The following is a 25,753-nucleotide window of genomic DNA, read 5'->3' as shown; positions in this document are numbered from 1 at the left end:
CCACGTGCGAGGACGGGGACCGAGACACGCGATGGCGACCAGACTGACGGCGCAGGATGCGTCGTTCTACTTTCTCGAGGCCGGCAGCAGTCCCATGCACCTCGGCTCGCTCGCCGTCTTTCGGACCCCGCGGAGCGGTTTCAGTTACGACCGACTGCTGTCGTTGGTCGAACAGCGACTGATGCTGGTTCCGCGCTACCGGCAGAAGGTCCGCGAAGTCGCGTTCGGTTTGGCGCGGCCGGTCTGGGTGGACGACGCGGATTTCGACATCACCTATCACATCCGTCGTTCGGCACTACCCAAGCCGGGGACGGACGATCAGTTGCACGACCTGATCGCGCGACTGACCTCACGGCCGCTCGATCGCACCCGACCGTTGTGGGAGATGTACCTGGTCGAGGGCCTCGCGAAGAATCGTTTCGCCATCTTCACCAAGTCTCATTCGGCCCTCGTCGACGGCGAGAATGCGCTCGACATCGGTCAGGTCATTCTGGACGCGAGCAAGAACCCCGCGCCGATGGCCGAGGAGCTGTGGATGCCCGCCCGTGAGCCCAAGGACTCGGTGTTGGTGCTCGACGCGCTCACCGAACTGGTGGTGCGTCCGGGCGAGAGCATCGAGACGTTGCGCGGCGCGGTCAACGGGGTTGCCGGTCTCGCGGGCGACGCATTGCGCGCCGCGGGCAAGGTCGCGGCCGTGCTGCGTACCGCGACACAGAGCGCCCCGTCCAGCCCACTGAACGCGCCGATCTCGCGAAATCGTCGGTTCGCCGTGGCCAAGACCGAGCTGGCGGATTACCGCAGGATCCACGACAGATTCGACTGCTCGATCAACGACGTCGTGCTCGCAGTCGTCACCGGCGCGCTGCGAAATTGGCTGCTCTCGCGCGGCGAACCCGTCACGGCATCGTCCACCGTGCGGGCCATGGTGCCGATGTCGGTGTACGTCTCGTCCGATCGAGTCGGCTTCGGTGAGGGCAGCGACATGTCCGGTGAGCCGGCAGAGGACGATCGCAGCGAAGTGTCCTCGTTTCTTGTCGACCTCCCGGTGGGGGAGTCGAACGCCGTCGTTCGGCTGTCTCACATCGCGCACGCAACCGAGGCGCATTCTCATCAGAGCCGCGGTGTGACGGCTCAGACGCTGATGCGGATCAGTGGGTTCGCTCCGGCGAGCCTGCATGCCATGGGTGCGCGGGCGGGTAGCCGACTCTCGCAACGAGTGTTCAACCTGATCGTCACCAACGCGCCGGGACCGCAGTTTCCGCTGTACGTCGGTGGTGCCCGGATGCTCGAGATGTACCCGGTGTCGCCGCTGTTCGAGAATCAGGCGTTGAGTATCGGGCTGACGTCGTACGACGGTTTCGTGTTCTTCGGGCTCAACGCCGACCGCGGAGCGATGCCCGATGTGGATGTGGTGACAGCGCTGTTGCACGAGGCGCTGGAAGAGTTGGTCGACGCCAGCAACGAATCGAGAGTGTGAGGTCTTTTGCAATGCGTGTCTACGTTCCGGCGACGCTGGAATTCTTGAAAGTGCTCGCAGCCGAGGGCGAGTTCAGTCCGGTCTCGCGCACCGCATTCGCGGTGACGCCCACCTTGCGTGAGGCGTACTCGTCGGGCGACGACGAGGAGTTGTCCGAGGTCGCGATGGGGGAGGCCGCGCGTGCCTCGCTGCGCCTGATCGCCGCGGCCGTCGACGACGAGGCGGACACGGGGACGGTGGCCGACGGCGTGGTCTACCGACGGGCGGTGATTGCCGCAGACGTCGACGATCCCACCCTGCGTCCCGATCTCGACGACGCTGTCGTTCGGCTGAAGGAACCGCTGCGAATGGATCAGGTCGCGTCGGTGCACGTCGATCTGGAAGGGGCCGAAGAAGCAGTTGCCAAGGCTGTCTCCGCCGTGGACGCAGCGGACATGGGCGATGCCGATGCAGAATTCGTTCTCGGTGATGCCGAAGACCACACGCTGGCGTGGTACGCCCCCCAGGAACTACCGTTTCTGCTCGATCTGCTGTGATCCTGCTCTCGGCCACGACCTGGCGATATCCGCGGTTGGGCTGCCTGCAGAGGTGACCAGGGGACTCAACCTACGGTAGCGTAACCTCGATGCCCGCACGCGGTTCGGTACGACGATCGAGGGGATGGGGAACACCCGATGGATCTGAAGAAGTGGTTGGAGGCCCCGGTGGCCGGTGTCTCGGCACCCAAGCGGCCGAGGCTGAACATGCTGCGTGGTGCTTTCACCCGCATCACCACTCCCTTACTGCCCGACGACTACTTGCACCTCGCCAACCCGTTGTGGTCGGCCCGTGAACTGCGCGGCCGCGTCGTACGCGTAGAGAAAGAAACCGCTACCGCGGTGACACTGGTGATCCAGCCCGGGTGGGGCTTCAATTTCGACTATCAGCCGGGTCAGTACATCGGAATCGGACTGCATCTCGGCGGTCGGTGGCACTGGCGCTCGTATTCACTGACCTCGCCGCCGAACTGGGAAGACAAGCTGATCTCCATCACCGTCAAGGCGATGCCCGAAGGGTTCCTCTCGTCACACCTGGTGGGCGGCGTGCCGCAGGGGACCATCGTGCGACTGGCGGCACCGAAGGGCAATTTCGCACTGCCCGTTCCGCCGCCCGCCAAGATTCTCTTCGTCACCGCAGGTAGCGGCATCACCCCGGTCATCTCGATGCTCAGAGCACTCGATCGCCACGGCGACATGCCCGATACCGTGCATATCCACTCGGCCCCCACCGAGGACGAGGTGATGTTCGCGGCCGAACTCGCAGCCCTCGAGAAGTCGCATCCCGAGTTCACCTCTCACGTGCAGCTGACGCGTTCCGATGGCAAGTTCGCTCTGTCCTCGCTCGACGAGCTGTACCCCGACTGGCGTACCCGCGACACCTGGGCCTGCGGTCCCGCGGCACTGCTCGAAGAAATCGAGAAGACGTGGAAGCGCGAGGGAATCGAGCACAAGCTGCACCTCGAGCGGTTCGAGATCTCACGCGCCGATACGTCCGGTTCGGGCGGAACCGTCACGTTCTCCAAGTCCGACAAGAAAGCGGCGGCGGACGGGGCGACCACACTGCTCGAAGCGGGCGAAAAAGTGGGTGTTCGGATGCCGTTCGGCTGCCGTATGGGTATCTGCCAGACGTGTGTGGTGCCGTTGACCGCAGGGCATGTGATCGACCTGCGTTCCGGTAAGGAACACAGCGAGGGTGACCGCGTCCAGACGTGCATTTCCGCGGCCGCGGGCGACTGCACATTGGAACTGTAGGTCTGTTTTTCGCACACTGCATTCTCAGGCTGCTGGGTTACGCTCACGTAGGTTGCCCACGCTGAACCCCGGTATTTCGGGCGCCGCACACAACTGTTGGAGGACCCGGTGGCCATCACCGACATCAAAGAGTTCGCTCACCTGACCGAAGAAGACATGGAAGCGTTCGGGCGCGAACTGGACGCCATTCGCCGCGACGTCGAGGACAGTCGCGGTGAACGCGATGCCGCATACATCCGCCGGACCATCCGAGCTCAGCGCATGCTCGAGCTCGGCGGACGCGCCGTGCTGCTCGGCAGCAAGTACCGGCCGGCATGGCTCGTGGGGACCGCGATGCTCAGCGTCGCCAAGATCATCGAGAACATGGAACTCGGCCACAACGTGATGCACGGCCAGTGGGACTGGATGAACGATCCGGAAATTCACTCCACCTCGTGGGAGTGGGACCAGACCGGACCGTCGGAGCAGTGGAAGCGGGCGCACAACTACTCGCACCACACGTACACCAACATCGTCGGAATGGACGACGACATCGGGTTCGGCATCCTACGGATGACCCGCGACGAGCCGTGGAAGCCGATCAACCTCGTTCAGCCGCTCGCCAACATCGTGCTGGCGACGACGTTCGAGTGGGGCATCGCGCTGCACGACTACGACGCTCAGAAGCAGCTCGACGGGGACCACGAAAAGGGCCTCTTCAAGTCACCGGCGGCCCGCGCTTTCGCGCGCAAGATCGCCAAGCAGGTCGGGAAGGACTTCGTCCTGTTCCCCGCCCTGTCCGGCCCGGCGTGGAAGTCCACGTTGACCGCCAATGCCACGGCCAACCTGGTTCGAAACCTCTGGGCCTACGCCGTGATCTTCTGCGGTCACTTCCCCGACGGTGCCGAGAAGTTCACGATCGGTCAGTTCGAGAACGAGACCCGTCCCGAGTGGTACCTGCGGCAGATGCTCGGTAGTGCCAACTTCGAGGCCGGCCCCGTCATGGCGTTCATGAGCGGAAACCTCTGCTACCAGATCGAGCACCACATGTTCCCGGACCTGCCGAGCAATCGGTACTCGGAGATCGCAGAGAAGGTGCACGCGCTGTGCGACAAGTACGACCTGCCGTACACGACAGGGTCGCTCGGTAAGCAGTACCTGTTGGCACTGCGGACCATCCACAAGCTGTCGCTGCCCGACAAGTGGTTGCGCGCAACCTCGGACAACGCGCCCGAGACATCGTCGGAGCGGCGTTGGCGCGTCGGCGATTCTCCGACCGTGCACGCACTTCGGATCGACCCGCTCACCGGCCAGCGCCGTGGACTGCGCTCGGCGATGCAGGAGGCGCGAGGAGCTCTGCGCAACGCGAAGAAAGAAGCCAAACGACAGGCGAAGGCGCTCCGGCGATCGGACGTCACCGCCTGATTGTGAATCGTCACACAGATTCGCGCCCGTAACCTACGCGACCGTAAGTTACGATACGGTAGGTGACGGAAATGCACACGGCTCACTACCGCACGCTGTGTGTTCACAACTGCCAGGAGGCTGTTTCCCATGGCGATTTCGGACATCAAGGAATACGCGCATCTGACCGACGCCGACATCGAAGCACTGGGCCACGAGCTCGATGCGATTCGGCGAGACATCGAGGCGTCCCGTGGTGAACGCGACGCCCGGTACGTGAAGAACACGATTCGGCTGCAACGCTCGCTCGACATCGGCGGACGTGCAGTCCTGTTCGCCAGTCGCCGCCGCCCGGCATGGCTGGTCGGTACCGCCATGCTCGGGGTCGCGAAGATCATCGAGAACATGGAGCTCGGCCACAACGTCATGCACGGCCAGTGGGACTGGATGAACGATCCGGAGATCCACTCCACCTCGTGGGAGTGGGACAACACCGGGCCCTCGGCGCACTGGAAGCAGACGCACAACTACATTCACCACAAGTACACCAACGTGTTGGGCATGGACGACGACGTGGGTTACGGCCTGCTGCGCGTCACCCGCGACCAGCGTTGGAAGCCGTTCAACATCGGCAACCCGGTCTACAACCTGTTGCTGCAGCTGTTCTTCGAGTACGGCGTGGCGCTGCAGCACCTGGAACTGGGCAAGGTGGCCAAGGGCCGCGTCCCACGTGAAGAATTCGAGCAGAAGCGTCGCGAGGTCCTCGAGAAGGTCGGCAAGCAGATGGGTAAGGACTACGTCCTGCATCCGCTGCTCACCGGACCTGCCTGGAAGAGCACGCTGACGGCGAACATCGTCGCCAACATGATGCGCAACGTGTGGACCAACACCGTCATCTTCTGCGGGCACTTCCCCGACGGTGCCGAGAAGTTCACCAAGTCGGACATGGAAGGCGAAACGCAGGGGCAGTGGTACCTGCGTCAGATGCTGGGCAGCGCGAACTTCAACGCCGGTCCGGTCATGGAGTTCATGAGCGGCAATCTCTGTTACCAGATCGAGCATCACCTGTTCCCCGATCTACCCAGCAATCGTCTGCGGGAGATCAAGGTTCGGGTTCTCGAACTCGCGGAGAAGTACGACCTGCCGTACACGACCGGTTCGATCGTGCATCAGTACTTCCTGTCGTGGCGAACCATCGCCAAGCTGTCGCTTCCGAACAAGTACTTGAAGGCGACCAGCGACGACGCGCCGGAAACCGCGTCCGAGCGTAAATGGGAACAGGCACCTGCAGGTCTGTTCGCCGTCGACCCCGACACCGGAAAGCGGCGTGGCCTCCGTACAGCGATCGCAGAAACCAAGAAGCGCAAGGGAATTCGCAGACTGGTCGGCAAAGCAGCCTGACCGACTCCGATTTCGAGTAGCGAAGCCTGGTACAGACCCCGTGGGTCTCTACCAGGCTTCGTTCGTTCGAACCGCTTCCAGCAGGAGCCGTACGGCAGCCACCCGTCGTGCTGCATCCCCGGTGAGCGTGTCGAGAGCGCACTCGGGATCTGCCGGGGGGCCCAGGTGAGTGCATCCGCGGGGGCAGTCCTCGATGGTCTCGGCGAGGTCGGAGAATGCGGCCACGACGTTCTCCGGCGAGATGTGCGCCAATCCGAACGACCGGATGCCGGGGGTGTCGACCACCCATCCGCCGCCCGGTAGCGGCAGCGCCACCGATTGCGTCGACGTATGGCGGCCCTTGCCGACGCCCGAGACCACCCCGGTCGCGCGATAGGCGTCGGGCACCAGTCTGTTGACGAGTGTCGACTTGCCGACACCGGAGTGTCCGATGAGCGCGGTGACCTTGTTCGTCAGCATGGCGGTCAGTTCGGTCAGGTCCTCGGACTGGCCCGCCAGTACCACCGGGACGTCCAGATCGGCGAACGACGCGGTGAACTCGTCGGGTGCAGCGAGATCGCTCTTGGTCAGGCACAGTACCGGTTCGAGTCCGCCGACGTACGCCGCGACGAGGGCGCGCTCGACGAAGCCGGTGCGGGGAGGTGGATCGGCGAGCGCTGCGACGATGAGCAGTCGGTCGGCGTTGGCCACCACGACGCGTTCGAACGGGTCGGTGTCGTCCGCGGTGCGGCGCAGCACCGTTCGCCGCTCGGCCACGCGCACGATTCGGGCCAGAGTGTCGACCTTGCCCGACAGATCTCCGACGATGCCGACCTCGTCGCCCACCACGATCGGGGTTCGACCCAGCTCGCGGGCCCGCATCGTCACGACCGGCCGAGACGGGTCACCATCGAGTACGCAGCCCCAGCGGCCGCGGTCCACGGACACCACCATGCCGGCTTCGGCGTCGTTGTGTTCGGGTCGAGTCTTGGTGCGCGGACGAGAACTCTTGCCCGGCCGGATGCGGACGTCGGACTCGTCGTAGCGGCGCGCGGTCAGGATCCGACCCCGCTGGGTGTAGAGGCGGACAACATCGTGTCCCACAGGTTCTCGAAGCCGGGGAGAGTCTTGGCGGTGGTGCCGATGTCGTCGACCTCGACGCCCGGGACGCGGAGCCCGACGATCGCGCCGGCAGTGGCCATCCGGTGGTCGGCGTAGGAGTGCCAGGTGCCGCCGTGCAGCGGTGCGGGATCGATGCGAATGCCGTCCTCGGTTTCCACCGCTCGCCCGCCGAGGCGCACAATCTCGGTCGTCAGTGCGGCCAATCGGTCGGTCTCGTGACCGCGTAGGTGGGCGATGCCGCGCAGGATGGACGGCCCCTCGGCCAGGGTGGCGAGCGCTGCGACGGTGGGGGTCAGCTCGCCGACGTCGTGCAGATCGAAGTCGATGCCGCGCAACGTGTTCGGACCTTCGACGGTCAGCACCCCTGCGCGTAGTTCGACCACCGCGCCCATCTGCGTGAGGATCTCGCGGAACACGTCACCGGGTTGAGTCGTAGACTCGGGCCAATTCGGTACTCGCACAACACCTTCGGTGACAGCGGCGGCAGCGAGGAACGGGGTGGCGTTCGAGAGGTCCGGCTCGATGCTCCAGTCCACGGGGGTGACCGAACCGGGATGCACGCGCCAGGTGTTCGCGTCTCCGCTCGATTCCGGGGTGTCGACTCGGACGCCCGCACGGCGCAGCATCTCCACGGTCATGTCGATGTGCGGCATGGACGGGACGGGCTTACCGATGTGATGGATTTCGATTCCCTCGTCGAACGCCGCGGCCGAGAGCATCAGGCCCGAGACGAACTGCGACGACCCCGAGGCGTCGATCTCGACGGATCCACCACGCAGCGAACCGGTACCGCGCATCGTGAACGGCAGTGCGCTGCCGTCGACGTCGGCGCCCACGGCGCGCAGTGCGTCGAGGATGGTGTCGAGCGGCCGGATGCGAGCCTGCTCGTCTCCGTCGAAGGACACCACGCCGTCGGCGAGCGCGGCCAGGGGTGGGACGAAACGCATGACCGTTCCGGCCAGGCCGCACTCGACGGATCCACCGTGCAGCGTTCCCGGTGTCACACGGAGAGACGTCGGATCGTTGCGGTCGGCGCCCACCTGCACGCCCAGTGTTTCCAGAGCATGGATCATCAAGTCGGTGTCGCGGCTGCGAAGCGCGCCGGTGACGGTCGACGGGCCGGATGCGAGCGAGGCGATGATCAGCGCGCGATTGGTGATCGACTTCGATCCGGGCAGAGTGACTGTCGCGTCGATGGGTCCATCGGCGGCGGGGGCTGTCCAAGTGCTCACCGGTCCATCTTCGCTCATCGGCGGTCAGTGTGCGGCGATGGGCGCGGTGACGGCGCGCGTGAGGCGAATGAGATCGGCTGGAGCGAGTTCGATCTCCAGGCCACGGCGACCCCCGCTGCACAGCACACGGTCGAACTCGAGTGCCGAGTCGTCTATGACGGTGGGCAGGGATCTACGTTGGCCGAGCGGAGAAATTCCACCGAACACGTAGCCCGACGACCGTTCGGCGGCAGCTCTGTCGGCCATCGCGACCTTCCGCGTGTCCAGAGCGGCTGCTGCCGCTTTCAACGAGAGCATTCCGGTGACGGGGACCACCGCGACGGCCAGCGAACGATCTGCGCGTTCGACGACCAGGGTCTTGAACACCTGCTCCGGGCGCACGCCGAGGCGCTCGCCCAGAATCTCGGCGGCCTCGCTGCCGAACGACTGCGTGCGCGAATCGTGCTCGTAGGTGTGCACGGTATGCGCCACCTTCCGTGCGGTGAGCAGCGCAAGAGCGGGAGTCGACGCAGCCATTCGTCGGACTCTATCGACTGCGGCGGGAACACCGCGGCGCGCGGCAGTGTTGTGACAGGGCAGATACGGATGCAGGCGGAAGGAATGACGAATGGCAGTGCTGACCGCGGGACGTCCCTTGGCGATCAAGGGGGTGATCTCGTCGCAGAAGCCGACTTCGGGCGCGGTAGCCTGGGTGGTGGAAGCTACCGAAGGGATCAGCGTGACAGAAGCCAGGACTCCCACCGAAGCGGACGAGAAGGCGATCGCCGAGCAGCGGGCAGCCGAGACCGAGGCCCAGCTGACCGAACGCTTCGAGCGTGACGCGTTGCCGATGCTCGACCAACTGTACGGTGCCGCGCTGCGGATGACGCGCAACCCCGCAGATGCCGAGGACCTGGTGCAGGAGACGTTCGTGAAGGCCTACTCGGCGTTCCGGTCGTTCCGTGAGGGCACGAACCTGAAGGCGTGGCTCTACCGAATCCTGACCAACACCTACATCAACTCCTATCGCAAGAAGCAGCGTCAGCCTGCGCAGTACCCGACCGACGAGATCAGTGACTGGCAGCTCGCCGCGACCGCTGAACACACGTCCACCGGACTGCGCTCGGCCGAGGTCGAGGCGCTGGACGCACTGCCGGACGACGACATCAAGGCCGCTCTGCAGTCGTTGCCCGAGGAATTCCGGATGGCGGTGTACTACGCCGACGTCGAGGGTTTCCCGTACAAGGAAATCGCGGAGATCATGGGAACGCCCATCGGAACGGTGATGTCGCGCTTGCATCGTGGGCGTAAGCAACTTCGAGGTTTGCTGGCGGGTGTGGCCCGCGACCGTGGATTCAACCGGGACGGCGCAGTCGACCGGCACGAGCAGGAGGTAGTCCAGTGACGCGCACCGGTGATTCCGGCGATGACATCATCGGCGGCGGTTCTGTGGGCGACGGCGGAGCCGACGCCGAATTCGAGCGACTGGATTGCTCGGCCGTGATCGCGGACGTATGGATCATGTTGGACAACGAGTGCGACGAGGCCAGCAGGCAACGGTTGCAGAAGCACATCGACGAGTGCGGATCGTGCTTCGAGGCGTACGGCATCGAAGAGAAGGTCAAGCGGCTGATCTCCCGTAAATGTGGCGGAGATCAAGCGCCCGCCGGGCTTCGCGAGCGACTCAGCGTGGAAATCCGACGTACGGTGCTGACCCGTAGCGTCGACTCCGAATAACCTGATCGTACCGACGACGAAGGGCCGAGAAGCAGTGCTTCTCGGCCCTTCGTGGCTGGTGGCAGAACGTCAGCTGTTGGGACGTTTGCCGTGGTTGGCCTTGTTGCCCTTACGAGCACGCTTCTTACGTCCACGCTTTCCCATGATGGGCTCCTCTCGTTTGTTCACTACAGTCTCCCACGTGTGATTGGCTTACTGCGACGGGCATGGTCTCCGGTGTGTGCCCGCCGCGGTTCGAGGTGTCGTGAGAGAGGGGTTCGCCGGTGTCCGAGGATGTTCGTGCGGAGATGGTGTCGACGGTGTTTCAGGTGGTCGTGGCCCGCGGTGATGCCGTCGAGGTCGGTGACACGTTGGTCGTGCTGGAGTCGATGAAGATGGAGATTCCCGTGCTCGCCGAGACCGCAGGCACCGTCACGTCCGTGGACGTCGCAGTGGGGGATGTCATTCAACAGGGCGACCTCATCGCTGTGGTGTCCTGACCGACGGCTGCGTGAGAACCCGTGTCGACCCTCAGTGACCTGCTGGCCGAACACACCGATCTGCCCGGTGCCGCGGTGGACCATCTGCAGCGCGTCGTAGGGGAGTGGCAGCTCCTGGCCGACCTGTCGTTCGCGGACGTATTGCTCTGGGTCGGTACCGACGATGTCTCGGACGGGTCGGCGGACGTGCTGTGTGTCGCCCAGTGCAGACCCACCACCGCGCCGACGGTGTTCACCCACGACATCGTGGGGACGACCATCTCCGAGTCCGAGCACCCCGAAGTGCTCGTCGCGTTGCAACAGCGAAAGATCGTGCAGGGTGGTGTTCTGACCCGCAGCGAGAGCATTCCCGTGCGATGTGGAGAGCACGTCATCGCCGTGCTGACCCGCGACACCAATCCGGCCCAGCTTCGTCCGCCGAGTGCGCTCGAGGTCGCGTATCGGGAATGTGCGGACGATCTGTGCCTGATGATCAGCGAGGGAACGTTTCCGACGCCGGAGGAGCGAACCGACGTCAACTCGTCGCCGCGGGCCGGCGACGGCTTCATCCGCATCGATACCGAGGGACGGGTGGATTACGCGAGCCCCAATGCGCTGTCGGCGTACCACCGGATGGGTTTGACGACGGAACTGTCGGGCCGTGACCTCGCGTCGGTGACGCGGTCTCTGGTGACCGACCCGTTCGATTCGCAAGAAGTGGCCGACCATATCCGGTCGTCACTGTCCGGCAACGTCGGGCACCGAATGGAAGTGGACGCCCGCGGCGCGACGGTTCTGGTGCGCACGTTGGCACTGCAGCCGCACGGTCGATCCGCGGGCGCAGCCGTACTCGTCCGAGACGTCACCGAGGTGAAGCGACGCGACCGTGCGCTGCTCAGCAAGGACGCGACGATTCGCGAAATCCACCATCGAGTGAAGAACAACCTGCAGACCGTGGCGGCTCTGCTGAGGCTGCAGTCGCGGCGGCTCGAGAACGAGGAAGCTCGCACCGCGTTGTCCGAATCCGTTCGCCGCGTGACGTCCATCGCGCTGGTGCACGAGATGCTGTCGATGTCGGTCGACGAAGAAGTGGATCTCGACGAGATAGTCGACCGGTTGGTGCCGATCATGCTCGACATCGCCACCGTCAACCCTCGGGTGCGGGTGGTCCGAGACGGCCAACTCGGTGTCTTCTCCGCCGAGCGGGCGACACCGCTGGTGATGGTGTTGGCCGAGCTGGTGCAGAACGCGATGGAGCACGGGTTCGACGCCGGATCGGTCGGCGTGGTGCGCATCGGTGCCGATCGTTCGTCGAAATGGCTCGACGTCGTCATCCACGACGACGGTCGCGGATTGCCCGCAGGGTTCTCGTTGGAGCGTTCGGACGGACTGGGGCTGCAGATCGTACGCACTCTGGTGTCGGTCGAACTGAACGGTTCTCTGGGCCTGCATCCGGCTCCTGGAGGTGGCACCGACGCCATGCTGCGAGTGCCACTGGGCCGTCGGGTGCCGCGAGCCTGACGGGCCGCTCGTGAACAGTGCGTTACGAACCGGCCGCACTGTGACGTGAGAACGCCCGATCCGTGGAAGCGCCCGCTATGCAGTCCGACATGCAGAAGGCCCGGTATCCGCTGAGCGGATACCGGGCCTACCGAGTGTTGTGTGCCTGCGTCCTAGACGGAGCTACGTGCGCGCGTACGTGCGTTGCGTCGCTTGAGTGCACGGCGCTCGTCTTCGCTCATTGCGCCCCATACTCCTGCGTCCTGGCCGGATTCGAGTGCCCAGGACAGGCATTCTGCGGTGACGGGGCACCGAGTACAGACGACTTTGGCATCGGCGATCTGCGCGAGCGCCGGACCACTGTTTCCCACCGGGAAAAATAGTTCCGGATCTTCATCGCGACAAATTGCCTTGTGGCGCCAGTCCATCCTCTGCTCCTTACCGGGCGCCGAAGCGCCGTTTCGTTTCTCTTCTGTTTCACGAGTGGGTAACCAATGTTTCCGCACTGTTGCTTGTGAATGCTTTCACGAACTCAGGTGAAGTCAAGGGATACGCGCGTGACCGTGGTCAAGCTCACTCTGTTAGGCTCGCTTTAGCCTTCTGCGCTCCTTTGTACCCCGACTCGGCAGATATTGCTCGTGATTTCGCAGGAAATTGCCCATCGAGCATCTTCGCGCCCAGGTCACAGTGGGTCTCACGTGACGGGCGCGACAACATCCAATGCGTCGGGAGTCGAGAAGAACTCCGCCTCGGTGCGTTCACCCAGATAGTCCCCGTCCATCTGCAGCCCCATCGGTTCTGCAGACGTGATTCGAACACTCGGGACGTCGTCGACTCGAATCAACTTGCGAGACTTCGGTTCTGCCCCTTTGGCCAACAGCTGACGCGACACCCGCAGCGTGGGGAACAGTGCCGTCGAGCGCATCGCGAACACACCGAGACCCGAATCGAAAGCGGTCCCGGGATTGGTATGGACCGGACGATAGTTCAAGAAGGTCCACGGACTCGAGTTCGACACGAACGCATAGTGCACGTTCTCGAACGGATCCCGCCCGGGAACCTCCACCGTCAACTGCGCCGGACGACGCTTGTGCTTGAAGAACTCCTGCACCGAGAACCGGAGATAACGCGTCGCCGACACGGGCGTACCGTCCTTCCGGCTCGCATCGATGGCCCGACACACTTCCGCGTCCAAACCCATCCCGGCATTGAACGTGAACCACCGGTTGTCGCAATGCCCCAGACCGACCGTCCTCCGCGCCCGCGCGTCCAGCAGACCGATCAACTGATTCGTGGCCGCTACCGGGTCCGCCTCGATTCCGAGAGAGCGCGCGAACACATTCGCACTACCACCGGGAACGACCGCAATAGGCGGAATCGCGCCGATCGTCACCGCCTGCATCGACGTCGGCAACGGAACCCCGAGCAGACCGTTGATGACCTCGTTCACCGTGCCGTCACCCCCGTGAACGATCACCAGGCCGACCCCGTCCTCACGGGCACCCCGAGCCAACTCCGACGCATGATCACGATGCGTCGTCTGCGCCACCGTCACTCGCAACCGACTCGACAATGCATGAGCCAACAGATCCCGAGCTGCAGCCGTCGTAGAAGTCGCATTGGGATTGACGATCAGCAGCGCACGCACAGGAACAAACACTAACCGGGTGGCTCGGCGGACTCCACCGGCACCACCCGGGTCGTTCCGCAGGCTCCACTCGCGCCCCCCGGGTCGTTCCGCAGGCTCCACTCGCGCCCCCTGGGTCGTTCCGCAGGCTCCACTCCCGCCCCCTGGGTCGTTCCGCGGGCTCCACTCCCGCCCCCTGGGTCGTTCCGCGGGCTCCACTCGCGCCACCCGGGTCGTTCCGCAGGCTCCACTCCCGGTTGCTTAGGCTGGTCCCGTGTCCACCCAACCCGAGAACCTCACCCCACCGGCCACTTTTCGATCCGCCGGGGTCCTCGTCGCAGCACAAGGTGCCGTCTCGCTGGTCGCGGCCTTCGTTCTCGTCGTGCGCGCGGTCTCCGGGGAGGGCGACAACGCTGTCGCCAACGGGTACGGCACGGCCGGGTGGTTCGGCGTGCTGGGCCTCGGCGTCGGCGCTGCAGGCGTCGCCCTGATTCTCGGCAAACGGTGGGGGAGGGCACTGGCAACCGTCGTACAGCTACTGCTGCTTCCGGTCGTCTGGTCGCTGCTCACCGGTTCACATCAGACCGTCTACGGCATCGTTCTGGGAATCGTCGTGGTTGCCGTGCTGGTGCTGCTGTTCAGTCCACCCTCGTCGCAGTGGATGGCGGCCGAGTACAGCGACGTCGACGACGAACCGCGTCTCTAGGACGCTTTCGCTGCCAGGTCCCTCAGGGCACCGTCGGTCAATCGGAATGTGGTCCACTCGTCCTGAGCCTGCGCGCCCAACGCTCGGTAGAACCCGATCGACGGAGTGTTCCAGTCCAACACCGACCAGGTCAGTCGCGTGTAGCCGTTGGTTTCGCACTCGGCCGCCAACGCTGCCAGCAGTGCGGTTCCGAACCCATGGCCGCGTGCGTCCGGCTGCACGTAGAGGTCCTCCAGATAGATTCCGTTGACCCCGTCCCAGGTGGAGAAGTTCAAGAACCACAGAGCGCACCCCACCACCACGCCGTCGTGCTCGGCGACGTGCGCGAACACCGACGGATTCTCACCGAACAGAGCCGACCGAAGGTGGTCGTCTCGGACCGTGCACAACGAGGACGCCTTCTCGTACTCCGCCAGTTCGTGGACCAACCCGCAGATGGCGGATACATCGTCTTCGGTGGCGCGGCGGATCATCGTGGACCTCCGGTCGGGTCGGTGCCGATCGAGCGATCGGTGGCTGCAGAGAGAATCGAGGGGTGAACATTGTGGGCGATGAGCTGTCGAAAGGAGTGCTCGAAACCGAGCAGTGAGTAGGCGGCCGGGGACAATGCGAAGCGCTTCCCTTCGGTGATGGACGCTTCCGTCCAGCCGGCGATCAGTGCTCGCGAGAAATGGCCGTGTCCCACCAGCACCACGTCCCGGCCTTCGAGCAGTGGAAGAACAACGGACAACACCAGTTCGACGCGAACAGCGATGTCACCGATCGACTCTCCGCCCGGGCACGGGTGCGTCCAGACGGTCCAGTGCGGCACTGTCTCGTGGATCTCCGACGACGTGATGCCCTCGTAGTCGCCGTAGTCCCATTCCGACAGCGCATCCCATGTTCGATCGACCTCGAGCCCCGCGAGATCGGCTGTTCGACGGGCCCGTTCGCGCGGGCTGCTGATGACCACCGGGTCGCGCAGTTTCAGCAGAGTCAGCAGTGAGCCGGCCTCGACTGCCTGCTGCTCACCGTGGGCGGTGAGTGGAACATCGGTGTTTCCGGTGTGCTTACCCGCGAGGGCCCATTCGGTTTCCCCGTGACGGAGCAGAACGACTCGGCCGGCCTCGACGGCTCCGTGGTTGGTCATGCACTCGATCATGCCTGCCGGTCGGGTGTGGGCTTCGTCATACCGAACCGGTGGATGTGTCCGAAAACGCGATTGAGTCCAGACCTACCGGACGGTTATTCTCTTCTGGATCTTCACCGTCGCAGGCAACGCAGTCCTGTCCGTCAGTGTGCTCACTGCATTGACCTCGTAGCTCTTCTCATCGATCTGGAGAACAATGACCGACTTGCAGAAGCCCGCGCCCTCCGGTGCCCCGGAGAAGCTCGACGGAGCGTTGCTGAAGATCGCCGGTGTCGTCGTTCTCGGCGCGATCATGTCGATTCTCGACGTCACCGTCGTCAGCGTGGCCTTGAGGACGTTCACCGACGTGTTCGAGACCACGTATGCCAACGCGGCCTGGACGATGACCGGTTACACCCTCGCCTTGGCCACCGTCATCCCGTTGACGGGCTGGGCTGCGGACCGTTTCGGCACCAAGCGTCTCTACATCACGGCACTGGTGCTGTTCGTTCTCGGTTCGGTGCTGTGCAGTTTCGCCTGGGACATCACGTCGTTGATCGTGTTCCGCGTACTGCAGGGCCTCGGCGGAGGCATGTTGATGCCCCTGGGCATGACGATCATGACGCGTGCCGCCGGCCCCGAACGGATCGGCCGCGTGATGGCCGTGCTCGGTGTGCCGATGCTGATCGGGCCCATCGCGGGCCCCATCCTCGGCGGTTGGCTGATCGAGGCCGCGAGCTGGCACTGGATCTTCCTCATCAACTTGCCGATCGGCATTCTCGCGCTGATCGCCGCAATCGTGATCTTTCCGCGAGACAATCCGACCCCGTCGGAATCGTTCGACTTCCGCGGCATGCTGATGCTCTCGCCCGGTCTGGCCCTGTTTCTCTACGGTGCGTCGTCGGTCGTCGAAACCGAGACCGTGCTGGCCGTCAAGGTGCTGGTTCCGGTCATCGTGGGCCTGGTGCTGATCGTGTTGTTCGTCTTCCACGCTCTGCGCGTCGAGCATCCGTTGATCGACCTGAGGCTCTTCCGGAACCGCTCACTCACCGTCGCGGTCATCACGACCACCTTCTTCATGGTCGCGTTCATGGGCGCAGGGTTGCTGTTTCCCAGCTACTTCCTGCTCCGCGGCGAGTCCACACTGTCGGCCGGGCTGCTTCTCGCACCGCAGGGTATCGGCGCGATGATAGCCATGCCGATCGCCGGAGTGATCGCGGACAAGACCGGTCCAGGACGAATCGTGCTGATGGGCATGGTCCTGATCACTGCAGGCATGGCGGTGTTCACCCAGGTCGGCACCAGCACGTCGTACACGTTGTTGATCGGAGCCTTGTTCGTCATGGGGCTGGGGCTCGGCTCGACGATGATGCCCATCATGACTGCTGCGCTGCAGACGTTGACGAACGAAACAGTCGCTCGCGGTTCGACATTGATGAACATCGTCCAGCAGGCCGCCGGATCGATCGGAACCGCGTTGATGTCGGTGGTGTTGACCGCGCAGCAGAAGCCGGCGCTGACGGCCTCGAGCCAGCTCGAAGCATTCGACATCTCGGCGCGCGCGTTCGGGACCACCTTCATGGTCGCGTTGGTGCTCATCGTCATCACGTTCGTGCCCGCGTTCTTCCTGCCCCGAACCAAGCACGTTTCTCAGGAATCCGCGCCGCCGATCGTGATGCACTGACGCGCCCGGAACCGACAAACCTCGCTCGAGCGGCGAATCTAGGCAAGGATCAGGGCGTGACGACAATTCTTGCGGTAGCGAATCAGAAGGGCGGCGTGGCCAAGACCACTACGGTCGCCTCGCTGGCAGCCGCGCTGCACGCACTCGACCGACGCGTTCTGGTGGTCGATCTCGACCCGCAGGGATGCCTGACGTTCTCGCTCGGTCACAACCCGGACAAGCTCGACTCGTCGGTGCACGAAGTATTGACCGGGGACGCACAGGTCGAGGACGTGCTGATCGAGACGGCGGAGGGGATCGTGCTGTTGCCCGCCACGATCGACCTCGCGGGTGCGGAGGCGCTGTTGCTCATGCGCGCCGGTCGCGAGTTCGCACTCAAGCGTGCTCTGGCACCGATTCTGCAGGATTTCGACGTGGTCGTCATCGATTGCCCACCCTCGCTCGGTGTTCTCACGCTGAACGGTCTCACGGCAGCGCAATCGGTTCTGGTCCCGCTCCAGTGTGAGACGCTCGCTCACCGCGGCGTCGGACAACTACTGCGGACGGTGTCCGAGGTGCAGCAGATCACCAACCCCGACCTCGCACTGCTGGGTGCACTGCCCACCCTGTTCGATGCCCGTACCACCCACAGCCGTGACGTGCTCGGCGATGTTTCCGACCGGTACTCGCTGCCGGTCCTCGCTCCGCCGATCCCCAGGACGGTGCGTTTCGCGGAGGCGAGTGCATCCGGCGCAACGGTGCTGTCGGGGCGAAAGAACAAGGGCGCGCAGGCGTATCGCGAGCTGGCCGAGAACTTGTTGGCCCACTGGGAGGGCACAGCGGAACTGAAGACGTACGACCCCGCGGAGTAGCTCCTCCAATCGGCCGTCCTCGATCAACCCAGCGCGACCAGGTCGGAACCGCGCTGCTCGACGACGACATCGCCGATCACGGAGGTCTGCACCGGTCCGTCGTAGTCGCCGCGATCGATCGGAATCTCGGCAATCACCGTGCCGGTGGCGAGCTCGACCACCGCGATCGCGTCGGGCACGGGAACCAGTAGCCTGCCGGCCATGACGGCACCGCTGCCGAGGGCCCCGGGCATGGACCACGCCGGAGTCAGGTCGGTGGAGTTCAGTGCCTGGACTCCCGAGCCGGTGAACCAGGTGAACACCGAACCCTGTTTCGCTGCCGGCGAGGCGGGCGGTGCGGATGCTGGGCCGAGGCCCGCGGGGAGAGCGAACTCGGAGACGGCCGTGGCGGTGTCGTCGTAGAGCGCGATGCGCGCAGGGACACCCTTTGCGGACGGAACATACAGCGCGACAAGGCTTCCCGTCAGAGCCAGCACGCGTCCGGATGTCGGCTCCTGCCCCGAGGTGACGAGATCCGGGACCACCGAGGATCCGTACTCCTCGGGTTCGCTCGCATCCTTGGGGGCAGGGTTGAGCAGAGACAGTCGTGCGGCCGGCTCACCCGGGCACTGTTCGAGCACTGCCGTCCGCGAATTGGACGACGTGGTGGACAGGAGCGTGCATCCGGTTCTCGGCTGAGTACCTGGGTTGACCGGAGCATCGACGCGCCCGTATTCGAGTGTGCGCACCATGTCCGAGCGCCACAGTTCCATCCGAGTGTCACCTCGCGAGGTCACGTAGGTGCCGTCGGAAGAGAGGTGCACCGAGTCGTCTGCGTCGGACGTGCGCTGTGCTGTGCGGACGCCGGTCGATCCGTCGAGCGTGGTCACCTGCGAGCAACCGCGGTCGTCGCGGTAGACCGAGACGGCAGTGTTCCAGGAGGCGATCACCGAGCACAGGGGTAGGTCTCGCGAGTACGACCACGCCGGGTCGCCGGAACGGGGGTCGTGGCCGACGACCGAACCGCCATCGGCGGTCACGACTGCCGAACCGGTCACGACCGGAACCGGCGTATGCGCCGAATCCGTCGCCGAACTCGGTGCCCGCCACAACTCGGACAGGGCGGCGGGCACGGAGGCGGCCGCCTCGGACGGCGCGAGTGGATTGTCGGCCGTGACAGAGGTGGTGCCCCGAGCGTCACCCGTGAGCCAGGCGACGCTCGCGGCCACGACCACCGTCACCGCGATGACTGCCGCGACGACGAGATCGGTTCTCGACCTACGTTCTGGAGCCAGCACGGCTGGAGATTACTCCGACGCGCTCGCCGTCGACGGCCCGGTCTCGGCGGACGATCCGCTCGTGCGGCGACGGCGTCGGCGACGAGGAGCGGTCTTGGTCGACGCTTCCGGTGTCGACGAATCGGTCGAATCCGACTGTGCTGCAACAGGATTCGCGGTCGATGCGGAGGCGTTGACCGAGTCGGTCGAGGTCGAGGCCTGGTCCCCGTCCTGTCCCGCGCGGGTGCGACGGCGGCTGCGTGAGCGGCGCGGCTTGCTCGGTGCGGACGCCTCTGCCGACGGTGCTGCGGACTCGGTGTCGGGGGCCTTGTCAGCGGCCTGCTCCGCGGCTCGCGCGGGTGCCGCCTTGCGTACGGTGCCGGTCGCATCGGTGGGGATATCGAGCTCGGCGAACAGATGCGGCGAGCTCGAGTAGGTCTCGACCGGATCCGGCATACCCAGATTCAGGGCCTTGTCGATCAGCTGCCAGCGCGGGATATCGTCCCAGTCGACGAGGGTGACGGCGATACCGGTGCGCCCTGCACGGCCGGTACGGCCGATGCGGTGGACGTAGGTCTTCTCGTCCTCGGGGCACTGGTAGTTGATGACGTGGGTGACGTCGTCGATGTCGATACCCCGGGCCGCGACGTCGGTGGCGATCAGCACGTCGATCTTGCCGGTGCGGAACGCCTTGAGAGCCTTCTCGCGTTGGACCTGCCCGAGATCTCCGTGGACCGCGCCGACCAAGTAGCCACGCTCGGCGAGCTCGTCGGAGACCTTCTGCGCGGTGCGCTTGGTGCGGGTGAACACCATCGTCGCGCCGCGGCCTTCCGCCTTGAGGACCTTGGCGACCATCTCGACCTTGTCGAGTGCATGCGCCCGGTAGACGTGCTGGGCGGTGCGATCGTGCACGGCGGAGGACTCAGCCTCTTCGGCCCGGATGTGCGTCGGCTGCGTCAGGAACGTGCGCGCCAGCGTGATGATCGGGCCGGGCATCGTCGCGGAGAACAGCATCGTCTGACGCTTGTCGGGGACCATGCCCAGGATGCGTTCGATGTCGGGAAGGAACCCGAGGTCGAGCATCTCGTCGGCCTCGTCGAGAACCAGGACGCCGACCTTGCCGAGGATCAGGTGGTTCTGCTTGGCGAGGTCGAGTAGACGGCCGGGGGTGCCGACGACGACGTCGACGCCGTTCTGGAGCGCGCTGATCTGAGCTTCGTACGGGCGACCGCCGTAGATGGAAAGAACCTTCACCGGGCCGTTCGCGCCGCTGAGGTACTTCGATGCATTCTCGAGGTCGGAGCTGACCTGAACACACAGCTCACGGGTCGGCACGATGATCAGCGCGCGTGGCGTGCCGTCGAGCGGGGTCGTTCCGGAATTCTCCGTGGCGAGACGATGCAGAAGGGGCACGCCGAAACCGAAGGTCTTGCCCATTCCGGTCCTGGCCTGCCCGATGAGGTCGTCGCCCGCGATGGCCAGCGGAAGAGTGAGCTCCTGGATGGCGAAGGTGCGCTCGATACCCATGTCGGCAAGTGCGCGAACGATGTCGGCGTCGACGTTCAACTCGGCGAACGTCGGTGGCACATGCGTGTCGTCCAGTTGGGCCGACAGGGTGGTGTCGCCGGTCTCGGATTCTTGGTCTACGACTATCTTGCTCAGGGGACTGGCCTTCCTCGTGGTCGAACGTACGCACAAGGAAGGGCACAGGCCTATTGCCGGCCGAAGTCGATGCCCTCAATCCGATGTGATGTCGCCGTCAGCCTCAGCGCGGCCGCGAACTGTGACGTTCGCTGCGGCGAAGCTCTCGAGGCGACCCGGATCAGGTGCGCACACATTATCGATGATCGCCGCATCGGCTTTCGGTCCGTGTGACAGGTCCGCGAGCAACGATCGACACCATGGTAGCTTGCCCGGCCCGATTCTCCACGGTCGACGGGTCGCGGCAGGTGTGACGCGCCCCGCGACGGGGCGTCGGACACGGGTCTACGATTCGTGGAATGGGAGCCCATTCGTCGGAGTCGTCGTCGCCCGCAGTTGCATCCACCGCCCTCGTCGGGTCGAGCGATCCGAACAGAGGGGAGCCCGCGATCGCACACGATCACCCGGGCGTTCCCGACTTGTTCGCCGTGCTCGCCTACGGCGAGATCTCTGCGTTCTACCGGTTGGCGGAGGACGCTCGAATGGCTCCGTCCATGGAAGGCCGGGTGGCGCTGGCGAGTATGGCCGCCGCCGAGATGAGTCATTTCGAGACGTTGGAACAGGCTTTGTCCAACCGTGGCCTCGACGTGTATTCGTCGATGGATCCGTTCGTGCGGGCTCTGGACGAGTACCACGCCTCCACCACGCCGTCGACCTGGTTGGAGTCGTTGGTCAAGGCATACGTGGGTGACGGAATCGCCGCTGATTTCTACCGGCAGATCGCGCACAGCCTCGCCCCCGACGTCGCGGAGATCGTCCGCGACGTGTTGGCCGAGACCGGGCATTCGGAGTTCGTCGTCCACGAGGTGTCCGAACGGGTCCGGGCGAGCTCCCAGGACAAGGCACGCCTGATGTTGTGGGGGCGTCGACTGCTCGGCGAGGCGATCACGCAGGCCCAGTTCGTGCTCGCGCAGCGCGAGTCGCTGACCGATCTCGTCATCACCGCGTCGGGCGACCTCAACGGGGTCGTCGCTCTGTTCGATCGCATGCAGGAGCAGCATGCCGAACGGATGTCCTCGCTCGGGTTGGACTGATCGGCTCGATCGGGCACCGGGCGGGGCGGGTCCCCGCCCGGTGTTCGCTGACAGCACAGGCCTGGAAGCGGCTGCGGCACGCGGGCTGCACTAGCCTGGCGAGAACAGCGTCAGTTGTCGAGAGTTCGGAGGTTGACCGTGGAGGTCAAGATCGGTGTGTCGGAGAGTTCCCGTGAGCTCGTCGTGAACAGTGCGCAGTCCCCGGCCGAGGTCGAAGCGCTCGTATCGACCGCCTTCGCAGGTAAGGACGGAGTGCTGTCGTTGGAGGACGAGAAGGGACGCAAGTTCTTGATCCAGACCGCCAAGGTGTCGTACGTCGAGATCGGCCCGTCCGATCCTCGCAAGGTCGGGTTCGCAACCACCTGAGACGGCCGGTAACACCACACGCCCCTCGTTCTTCTCGAACGAGGGGCGTGTGGCGTATGTGGGCGGGATGCCCGACCGGCTGGTTACGGAGACTGCAGCGGAACGTGCGACAGGCCGCCCCAGGCCAGTGAAACCGTGGTGTCGACGGCGTCTTCCTTGGAGATCGGCCGATCTGCTTCGAGCCAGTAGCGTGCGGTGAACTGGCTGGCACCGACGAGGCCGACGGCCAGCACTCGTGCTCGGTACGGATCGAGTCCGGAATCGTGGGCGACCAGGTCGAAGACGGCGTCGACGCATGCTTCGGTCGCCTGCTCCACGCGGGCGTTGACCTGAGGGTCACCCATCAGATCCGACTCGAAGACCAGGCGGAAACCCTGGGTGTCGGTGTCGACGAAATCGTAGAACGCCAGAACCGCAGCGCGGACGCGTTGCTTGTTGTCGGTCGTCGAACGCAGAGCCTGACGAACCCCGGCGATGAGGGTGTCGACGTAGCTCTGCAGTACCGCCAGGTACAGCTCGAGTTTGCCGGGGAAGTGCTGGTAGAGAACCGGTTTGCTGACTCCGGCGCATTCGGCGATCTCGTCCATTCCCGACGCGTGATAGCCGCGGGTCACGAAGATTTCGCTCGCAGCAGCCAGCAGTTGCGCCCGACGGGCATCACGCGGCAGCCTGGCGCTGCGGCGGTTGCCGGTGGTGGCCGGACGGTCGGAGGACCTCCGGTCGTCGAGATCTGTCATCAAATATGTTCCCATCGCGTCGACAGCTGCGCTCGTCTTGGTTCGACAACGTGCGGTCCGGCGTGAACTTCCGGCGGGTGGCCTTCGGTTCGGACCGCTCGTAGCGCAGATCACGGGCAACGATACTCGTGGCCGTCGGCACCGCTGGGATCCTGGGGGATCCTTGTCGGAAACGGGCGATCTCGAATCACATCGCATGGTTTGTTTGTACGATGTTTGTCGTACCGAGAGCCCGATAGATCCGTCCCCGGTATCGGCGTGCCGAGCGGCGAGCGAGCAGGATTGTGAGATCGTGAGCGAGTGACTGACCGAGGCGAGCCGCGAATTCGCGGCGGTGTGCAGTCCGGCGGGTTCGACGAGCGGTCGGACGATCTTCCACGAGGCGTGGGTGGTCGTGGGTCGCATCAGCCCTTGCGCGCGCAGTGGGACCCGACGCAGCGCGAGGTCAAGGACCGCAGTCGCCGCCCCGAGCGTGACGTGCGTAAACAAACCAAGTTGGGAAAGTTCGCCGCCACCTACGGCTGGCGGGCGTACGCGGTACCGATCCTGATCGCCGTCACCGCGCTCGTGGTCGTCGATGCCGTTAGGGCCGGTGACCCGGTCGTCGGCACCGCCTCTCAGGGCACCTCCCAGGACCCAGGGTTCGGCACGCTGAGCTCCGATACGTCCGGAACCGGAATCATCGGGGTCCCGCCGCAGGCCGACGGCAACTTCGCGGAAACGATCTCGTCCGGTGAGCTGCCCGACGGTGGACCGTTCGCGGTGCAGGGGGCAGGCACCTGGCACACCGTCGCCGGCAGCACCGAGCAGGTCGGCCAGGGAACCGAGCGGGTGTTCACCTATACCGTCGAGGTCGAGGACGGTGTGGACACCGTCGGTTTCGGCGGCGACGAGTCGTTCGGCCGTCTGGTGGATCAGACGTTGGCCAACCCCAAGAGCTGGACCAACGACCCACGTTTCGCGTTCCGCCGTATCGATCAGGGTGACCCGGATTTCCGGATCTCCCTGACGTCGCAGATGTCCATTCGGCAGGCGTGTGGATACGACATCCAACTCGAGGTGTCCTGCTACAACCCCGGCATCGAACGGGTCGTGCTCAACGAACCCAGATGGGTACGCGGAGCGATCTCCTTCCAGGGAGACATCGGTTCGTACCGTCAGTATCAGATCAACCACGAGGTCGGGCACGCCATCGGCTACCAGCAGCATCAGCCGTGCGAAACCGACGGCGGGCTGGCACCGGTGATGATGCAGCAGACGTTCGGAACGGCCAACGACGACATCGCGCGGCTCGACCCCGAGGGCGTCGTGCCCATGGACGGCAAGACCTGCCGGTTCAACCCGTGGCCCTATCCGCGCGGGTGAGCGATCGCGGATTAGATTCGAAGGCGGCGAACGCAGTTATGTGGTCGCCCCGTCGAGTCGAGGAGTGTCGCTGAGCGTGGTCCACCTACCGCCACTGGTCGAAGCCACCGGTGAACTGACCTCCGAGGAGGTTGCCAGGTACAGCCGTCACCTGATCATTCCGGACGTCGGAACGGACGGCCAGAAGCGGTTGCGGAACGCCCGCGTGCTCGTGGTCGGAGCCGGCGGACTGGGTTCGCCTGCGCTGCTGTACCTCGCGGCCGCCGGCATCGGAACTCTGGGCATCGTGGAATTCGACGACGTCGAGCTGTCCAACCTCCAGCGACAAGTCATCCATGGGCGGTCCGACGTCGGACGACCGAAGGCCGACAGCGCACGGGACTCGATCCTCGAACTCAACGACGGCGTCTCGGTGGTGCTGCACAGGGTCCGCCTCGACTCGTCCAACGCGATCGACATCTTCGGCAATTACGATCTCGTTCTCGACGGCACCGACAACTTCGCCACCCGATACCTCGTCAACGACGCGGCCGCACTGGTCGGTATCCCGTACGTGTGGGGTTCGATCTACCGGTTCGAGGGGCAGGTCTCGGTGTTCTGGGATGCAGCTCCGGGCGGCGTCGGGATCAACTATCGAGATCTGTACCCCGAGGCTCCGCCGCCGGGAATGGTGCCCTCCTGCGCCGAGGGTGGCGTCCTGGGCGTGCTCTGCGCCTCGATCGGGTCGGTCATGGTGACCGAAGCCATCAAGTTGATCACCGGAATAGGCGAGACGCTGCTGGGACGGCTGATGATCTACGACGCGTTGGCCATGAGCTACCGAACCGTCGGACTGGCCCGTGATCCGCACCGAACCCCGATCACGGAACTGATCGATTACGACGCCTTCTGCGGGGTGGTGCCGGCCGTCGAATCCGACGACGCCTCGATCAGCCCCGAGCAGCTACGGGCGATGTTGGATTCCGGACGCGAGGTCGCCTTGATCGACGTGCGTGAGCCGGTGGAGTGGGACATCGTGCGGATCGAGGGCGCTCGGCTGATACCGCGCGGGCGAATTCTGTCCGGGGCGGCGTTGGCCGAACTGCCACAGCAGGTACCGATCGTTCTGTACTGCAAAACCGGCATCAGGTCCGCGGAGGTTCTCGACGCTCTCGTCGGTGCCGGTTTCACCGACGCAACCCATCTCGACGGCGGAATCGTGGGGTGGGCCAAGCAGATCGAGCCCGGCCTGCCCATCTACTGACGTGGCGGCTGGGCCGC

Annotated in this window: 26 protein-coding genes; 16 read left to right on the top strand and 10 right to left on the bottom strand. The window is 64.9% G+C overall.

What is annotated here, in order from left to right; translation table 11 throughout:
• The first annotated feature begins 31 nt into the window (after positions 1–31).
• The 5 genes from AB0O58_RS17240 (at position 32) to AB0O58_RS17220 (ending at position 6,051) form a co-directional block, all read left to right on the top strand.
• Positions 32–1,477 carry a wax ester/triacylglycerol synthase family O-acyltransferase gene (locus tag AB0O58_RS17240; RefSeq protein ID WP_027496513.1) on the top strand — a complete coding sequence of 482 codons (1,446 nt, stop codon included), beginning with the start codon at positions 32–34 and terminating at the stop codon, positions 1,475–1,477.
• A gap of 11 nt (positions 1,478–1,488) precedes the next feature.
• A complete protein-coding gene (locus AB0O58_RS17235) occupies positions 1,489–2,013 on the top strand; it encodes a hypothetical protein (protein WP_032366300.1) in 525 nt (174 codons plus the stop codon).
• A 138-nt stretch (positions 2,014–2,151) separates the two neighbouring features.
• The gene (locus AB0O58_RS17230) at positions 2,152–3,267 is read left to right on the top strand and encodes a ferredoxin reductase (RefSeq protein ID WP_206497969.1); all 1,116 of its coding nucleotides are present in this window, start codon (positions 2,152–2,154) and stop codon (positions 3,265–3,267) included.
• Between the two features lie 108 nt (positions 3,268–3,375).
• Complete coding sequence (locus AB0O58_RS17225; RefSeq protein ID WP_032370714.1) at positions 3,376–4,671, top strand: fatty acid desaturase; 1,296 nt, start codon at positions 3,376–3,378, stop codon at positions 4,669–4,671.
• Between the two features lie 129 nt (positions 4,672–4,800).
• Complete coding sequence (locus AB0O58_RS17220) at positions 4,801–6,051, top strand: fatty acid desaturase (RefSeq protein WP_032370715.1); 1,251 nt, start codon at positions 4,801–4,803, stop codon at positions 6,049–6,051.
• A gap of 48 nt (positions 6,052–6,099) precedes the next feature.
• Here AB0O58_RS17220 and rsgA read toward each other — a convergent pair whose 3' ends face one another.
• Genes rsgA through ybaK form a run of 3 tightly spaced genes read right to left on the bottom strand, consistent with a single transcriptional unit; the run spans position 6,100 to position 8,900 of the window.
• On the bottom strand, positions 6,100–7,134 hold the full coding sequence (rsgA, locus tag AB0O58_RS17215) for a ribosome small subunit-dependent GTPase A (protein WP_283541558.1): 1,035 nt from the start codon (positions 7,132–7,134) through the stop codon (positions 6,100–6,102).
• Complete coding sequence (aroA, locus tag AB0O58_RS17210; protein ID WP_283541557.1) at positions 7,086–8,402, bottom strand: 3-phosphoshikimate 1-carboxyvinyltransferase; 1,317 nt, start codon at positions 8,400–8,402, stop codon at positions 7,086–7,088. The genes rsgA and aroA overlap by 49 nt, the downstream gene beginning before the upstream one ends.
• 6 nt (positions 8,403–8,408) lie before the next feature.
• Positions 8,409–8,900: a Cys-tRNA(Pro) deacylase gene (gene ybaK / locus AB0O58_RS17205; protein ID WP_032372692.1), complete on the bottom strand. Its 492-nt coding sequence runs from the start codon at positions 8,898–8,900 to the stop codon at positions 8,409–8,411.
• A gap of 91 nt (positions 8,901–8,991) precedes the next feature.
• Here ybaK and AB0O58_RS17200 point away from each other — a divergent pair, with 91 nt between their 5' ends.
• The 4 genes from AB0O58_RS17200 (at position 8,992) to AB0O58_RS17185 (ending at position 12,079) form a co-directional block, all read left to right on the top strand.
• Complete coding sequence (locus AB0O58_RS17200; RefSeq protein ID WP_027496521.1) at positions 8,992–9,768, top strand: sigma-70 family RNA polymerase sigma factor; 777 nt, start codon at positions 8,992–8,994, stop codon at positions 9,766–9,768.
• Between the two features lie 44 nt (positions 9,769–9,812).
• Positions 9,813–10,100, top strand: a complete 288-nt coding sequence (rsrA, locus tag AB0O58_RS17195) for a mycothiol system anti-sigma-R factor (protein WP_027496522.1) — start codon at positions 9,813–9,815, stop codon at positions 10,098–10,100.
• Between the two features lie 263 nt (positions 10,101–10,363).
• The gene (locus AB0O58_RS17190; RefSeq protein ID WP_027496523.1) at positions 10,364–10,579 is read left to right on the top strand and encodes a biotin/lipoyl-binding carrier protein; all 216 of its coding nucleotides are present in this window, start codon (positions 10,364–10,366) and stop codon (positions 10,577–10,579) included.
• Between the two features lie 21 nt (positions 10,580–10,600).
• A complete protein-coding gene (locus AB0O58_RS17185) occupies positions 10,601–12,079 on the top strand; it encodes a sensor histidine kinase (RefSeq protein ID WP_027496524.1) in 1,479 nt (492 codons plus the stop codon).
• 152 nt (positions 12,080–12,231) lie between these two features.
• Here the strand turns inward: AB0O58_RS17185 and AB0O58_RS17180 are convergent, their stop codons facing one another.
• On the bottom strand, positions 12,232–12,486 hold the full coding sequence (locus tag AB0O58_RS17180) for a WhiB family transcriptional regulator (RefSeq protein ID WP_032366305.1): 255 nt from the start codon (positions 12,484–12,486) through the stop codon (positions 12,232–12,234).
• A 266-nt stretch (positions 12,487–12,752) separates the two neighbouring features.
• A complete protein-coding gene (locus AB0O58_RS17175; protein ID WP_366238526.1) occupies positions 12,753–13,706 on the bottom strand; it encodes a diacylglycerol kinase family protein in 954 nt (317 codons plus the stop codon).
• A gap of 253 nt (positions 13,707–13,959) precedes the next feature.
• Here AB0O58_RS17175 and AB0O58_RS17170 point away from each other — a divergent pair, with 253 nt between their 5' ends.
• Positions 13,960–14,391 carry a hypothetical protein gene (locus AB0O58_RS17170; RefSeq protein WP_027496526.1) on the top strand — a complete coding sequence of 144 codons (432 nt, stop codon included), beginning with the start codon at positions 13,960–13,962 and terminating at the stop codon, positions 14,389–14,391.
• Here the strand turns inward: AB0O58_RS17170 and AB0O58_RS17165 are convergent.
• Positions 14,388–14,864 (bottom strand): GNAT family N-acetyltransferase, encoded by a 477-nt coding sequence (locus tag AB0O58_RS17165; protein ID WP_167328699.1) that lies wholly within the window; start codon positions 14,862–14,864, stop codon positions 14,388–14,390. The genes AB0O58_RS17170 and AB0O58_RS17165 overlap by 4 nt on opposite strands.
• Complete coding sequence (locus tag AB0O58_RS17160) at positions 14,861–15,520, bottom strand: acid phosphatase (protein WP_155288783.1); 660 nt, start codon at positions 15,518–15,520, stop codon at positions 14,861–14,863. Before AB0O58_RS17160 ends, AB0O58_RS17165 begins: the two co-directional genes overlap by 4 nt.
• A gap of 196 nt (positions 15,521–15,716) precedes the next feature.
• Here AB0O58_RS17160 and AB0O58_RS17155 point away from each other — a divergent pair, with 196 nt between their 5' ends.
• Positions 15,717–17,183, top strand: coding sequence for a DHA2 family efflux MFS transporter permease subunit (locus tag AB0O58_RS17155; RefSeq protein ID WP_032372689.1), 1,467 nt, complete (start codon positions 15,717–15,719; stop codon positions 17,181–17,183).
• 56 nt (positions 17,184–17,239) lie between these two features.
• Positions 17,240–18,034 (top strand): ParA family protein, encoded by a 795-nt coding sequence (locus AB0O58_RS17150; protein WP_027496529.1) that lies wholly within the window; start codon positions 17,240–17,242, stop codon positions 18,032–18,034.
• 23 nt (positions 18,035–18,057) lie between these two features.
• On the opposite strand, the gene AB0O58_RS17145 is transcribed toward AB0O58_RS17150, so the two are convergent.
• Together AB0O58_RS17145 and AB0O58_RS17140 are read right to left on the bottom strand one after the other, a co-directional pair.
• Entirely contained in the window at positions 18,058–19,311 is a 1,254-nt protein-coding gene (locus AB0O58_RS17145) for a hypothetical protein (protein WP_366238525.1), read from the bottom strand.
• Positions 19,312–19,320: 9 nt separating this feature from the next.
• Complete coding sequence (locus AB0O58_RS17140) at positions 19,321–20,877, bottom strand: DEAD/DEAH box helicase (RefSeq protein ID WP_366238524.1); 1,557 nt, start codon at positions 20,875–20,877, stop codon at positions 19,321–19,323.
• 413 nt (positions 20,878–21,290) lie between these two features.
• Between AB0O58_RS17140 and AB0O58_RS17135 the strand changes: the two genes are divergently transcribed.
• Both AB0O58_RS17135 and AB0O58_RS17130 read left to right on the top strand, forming a co-directional pair.
• Positions 21,291–22,025 (top strand): ferritin-like fold-containing protein, encoded by a 735-nt coding sequence (locus AB0O58_RS17135; RefSeq protein WP_241257832.1) that lies wholly within the window; start codon positions 21,291–21,293, stop codon positions 22,023–22,025.
• Positions 22,026–22,163: 138 nt separating this feature from the next.
• Positions 22,164–22,391, top strand: coding sequence for a DUF3107 domain-containing protein (locus AB0O58_RS17130; RefSeq protein ID WP_027496533.1), 228 nt, complete (start codon positions 22,164–22,166; stop codon positions 22,389–22,391).
• 83 nt (positions 22,392–22,474) lie between these two features.
• Here AB0O58_RS17130 and AB0O58_RS17125 read toward each other — a convergent pair whose 3' ends face one another.
• Positions 22,475–23,128 (bottom strand): TetR/AcrR family transcriptional regulator, encoded by a 654-nt coding sequence (locus tag AB0O58_RS17125; RefSeq protein ID WP_027496534.1) that lies wholly within the window; start codon positions 23,126–23,128, stop codon positions 22,475–22,477.
• A 384-nt stretch (positions 23,129–23,512) separates the two neighbouring features.
• On the opposite strand from AB0O58_RS17125, the gene AB0O58_RS17120 reads away from it, so the two are divergent.
• Both AB0O58_RS17120 and moeZ read left to right on the top strand, forming a co-directional pair.
• Complete coding sequence (locus AB0O58_RS17120) at positions 23,513–24,493, top strand: DUF3152 domain-containing protein (protein WP_094622501.1); 981 nt, start codon at positions 23,513–23,515, stop codon at positions 24,491–24,493.
• A gap of 76 nt (positions 24,494–24,569) precedes the next feature.
• Positions 24,570–25,736, top strand: coding sequence for an adenylyltransferase/sulfurtransferase MoeZ (moeZ, locus tag AB0O58_RS17115; protein WP_366238523.1), 1,167 nt, complete (start codon positions 24,570–24,572; stop codon positions 25,734–25,736).
• The last annotated feature ends 17 nt before the right edge of the window (positions 25,737–25,753 follow it).

It is taken from the genome of Rhodococcus sp. NPDC080181, from assembly GCF_040702225.1.
Taxonomy (GTDB): Bacteria; Actinomycetota; Actinomycetes; order Mycobacteriales; family Mycobacteriaceae; genus Rhodococcoides; species Rhodococcoides fascians.
Note: the sequence above shows the minus strand (reverse complement) of the source record. Positions and strands in the feature narration are given on the sequence as shown.

Coding starts and splice junctions, on each gene's coding strand:
- AB0O58_RS17135 (WP_241257832.1), top strand. CDS start 21,291: ATGGGAGCCCATTCGTCGGAGTCGTCGTCGCCCGCAGTTGCATCCACC.
- AB0O58_RS17155 (WP_032372689.1), top strand. CDS start 15,717: ATGACCGACTTGCAGAAGCCCGCGCCCTCCGGTGCCCCGGAGAAGCTC.
- AB0O58_RS17240 (WP_027496513.1), top strand. CDS start 32: ATGGCGACCAGACTGACGGCGCAGGATGCGTCGTTCTACTTTCTCGAG.
- AB0O58_RS17230 (WP_206497969.1), top strand. CDS start 2,152: ATGGATCTGAAGAAGTGGTTGGAGGCCCCGGTGGCCGGTGTCTCGGCA.
- AB0O58_RS17125 (WP_027496534.1), bottom strand. CDS start 23,128: ATGACAGATCTCGACGACCGGAGGTCCTCCGACCGTCCGGCCACCACC.
- AB0O58_RS17220 (WP_032370715.1), top strand. CDS start 4,801: ATGGCGATTTCGGACATCAAGGAATACGCGCATCTGACCGACGCCGAC.
- AB0O58_RS17180 (WP_032366305.1), bottom strand. CDS start 12,486: ATGGACTGGCGCCACAAGGCAATTTGTCGCGATGAAGATCCGGAACTA.
- aroA (WP_283541557.1), bottom strand. CDS start 8,402: ATGAGCGAAGATGGACCGGTGAGCACTTGGACAGCCCCCGCCGCCGAT.
- AB0O58_RS17160 (WP_155288783.1), bottom strand. CDS start 15,520: ATGACCAACCACGGAGCCGTCGAGGCCGGCCGAGTCGTTCTGCTCCGT.
- AB0O58_RS17200 (WP_027496521.1), top strand. CDS start 8,992: ATGGCAGTGCTGACCGCGGGACGTCCCTTGGCGATCAAGGGGGTGATC.
- ybaK (WP_032372692.1), bottom strand. CDS start 8,900: ATGGCTGCGTCGACTCCCGCTCTTGCGCTGCTCACCGCACGGAAGGTG.
- AB0O58_RS17235 (WP_032366300.1), top strand. CDS start 1,489: ATGCGTGTCTACGTTCCGGCGACGCTGGAATTCTTGAAAGTGCTCGCA.
- AB0O58_RS17165 (WP_167328699.1), bottom strand. CDS start 14,864: ATGATCCGCCGCGCCACCGAAGACGATGTATCCGCCATCTGCGGGTTG.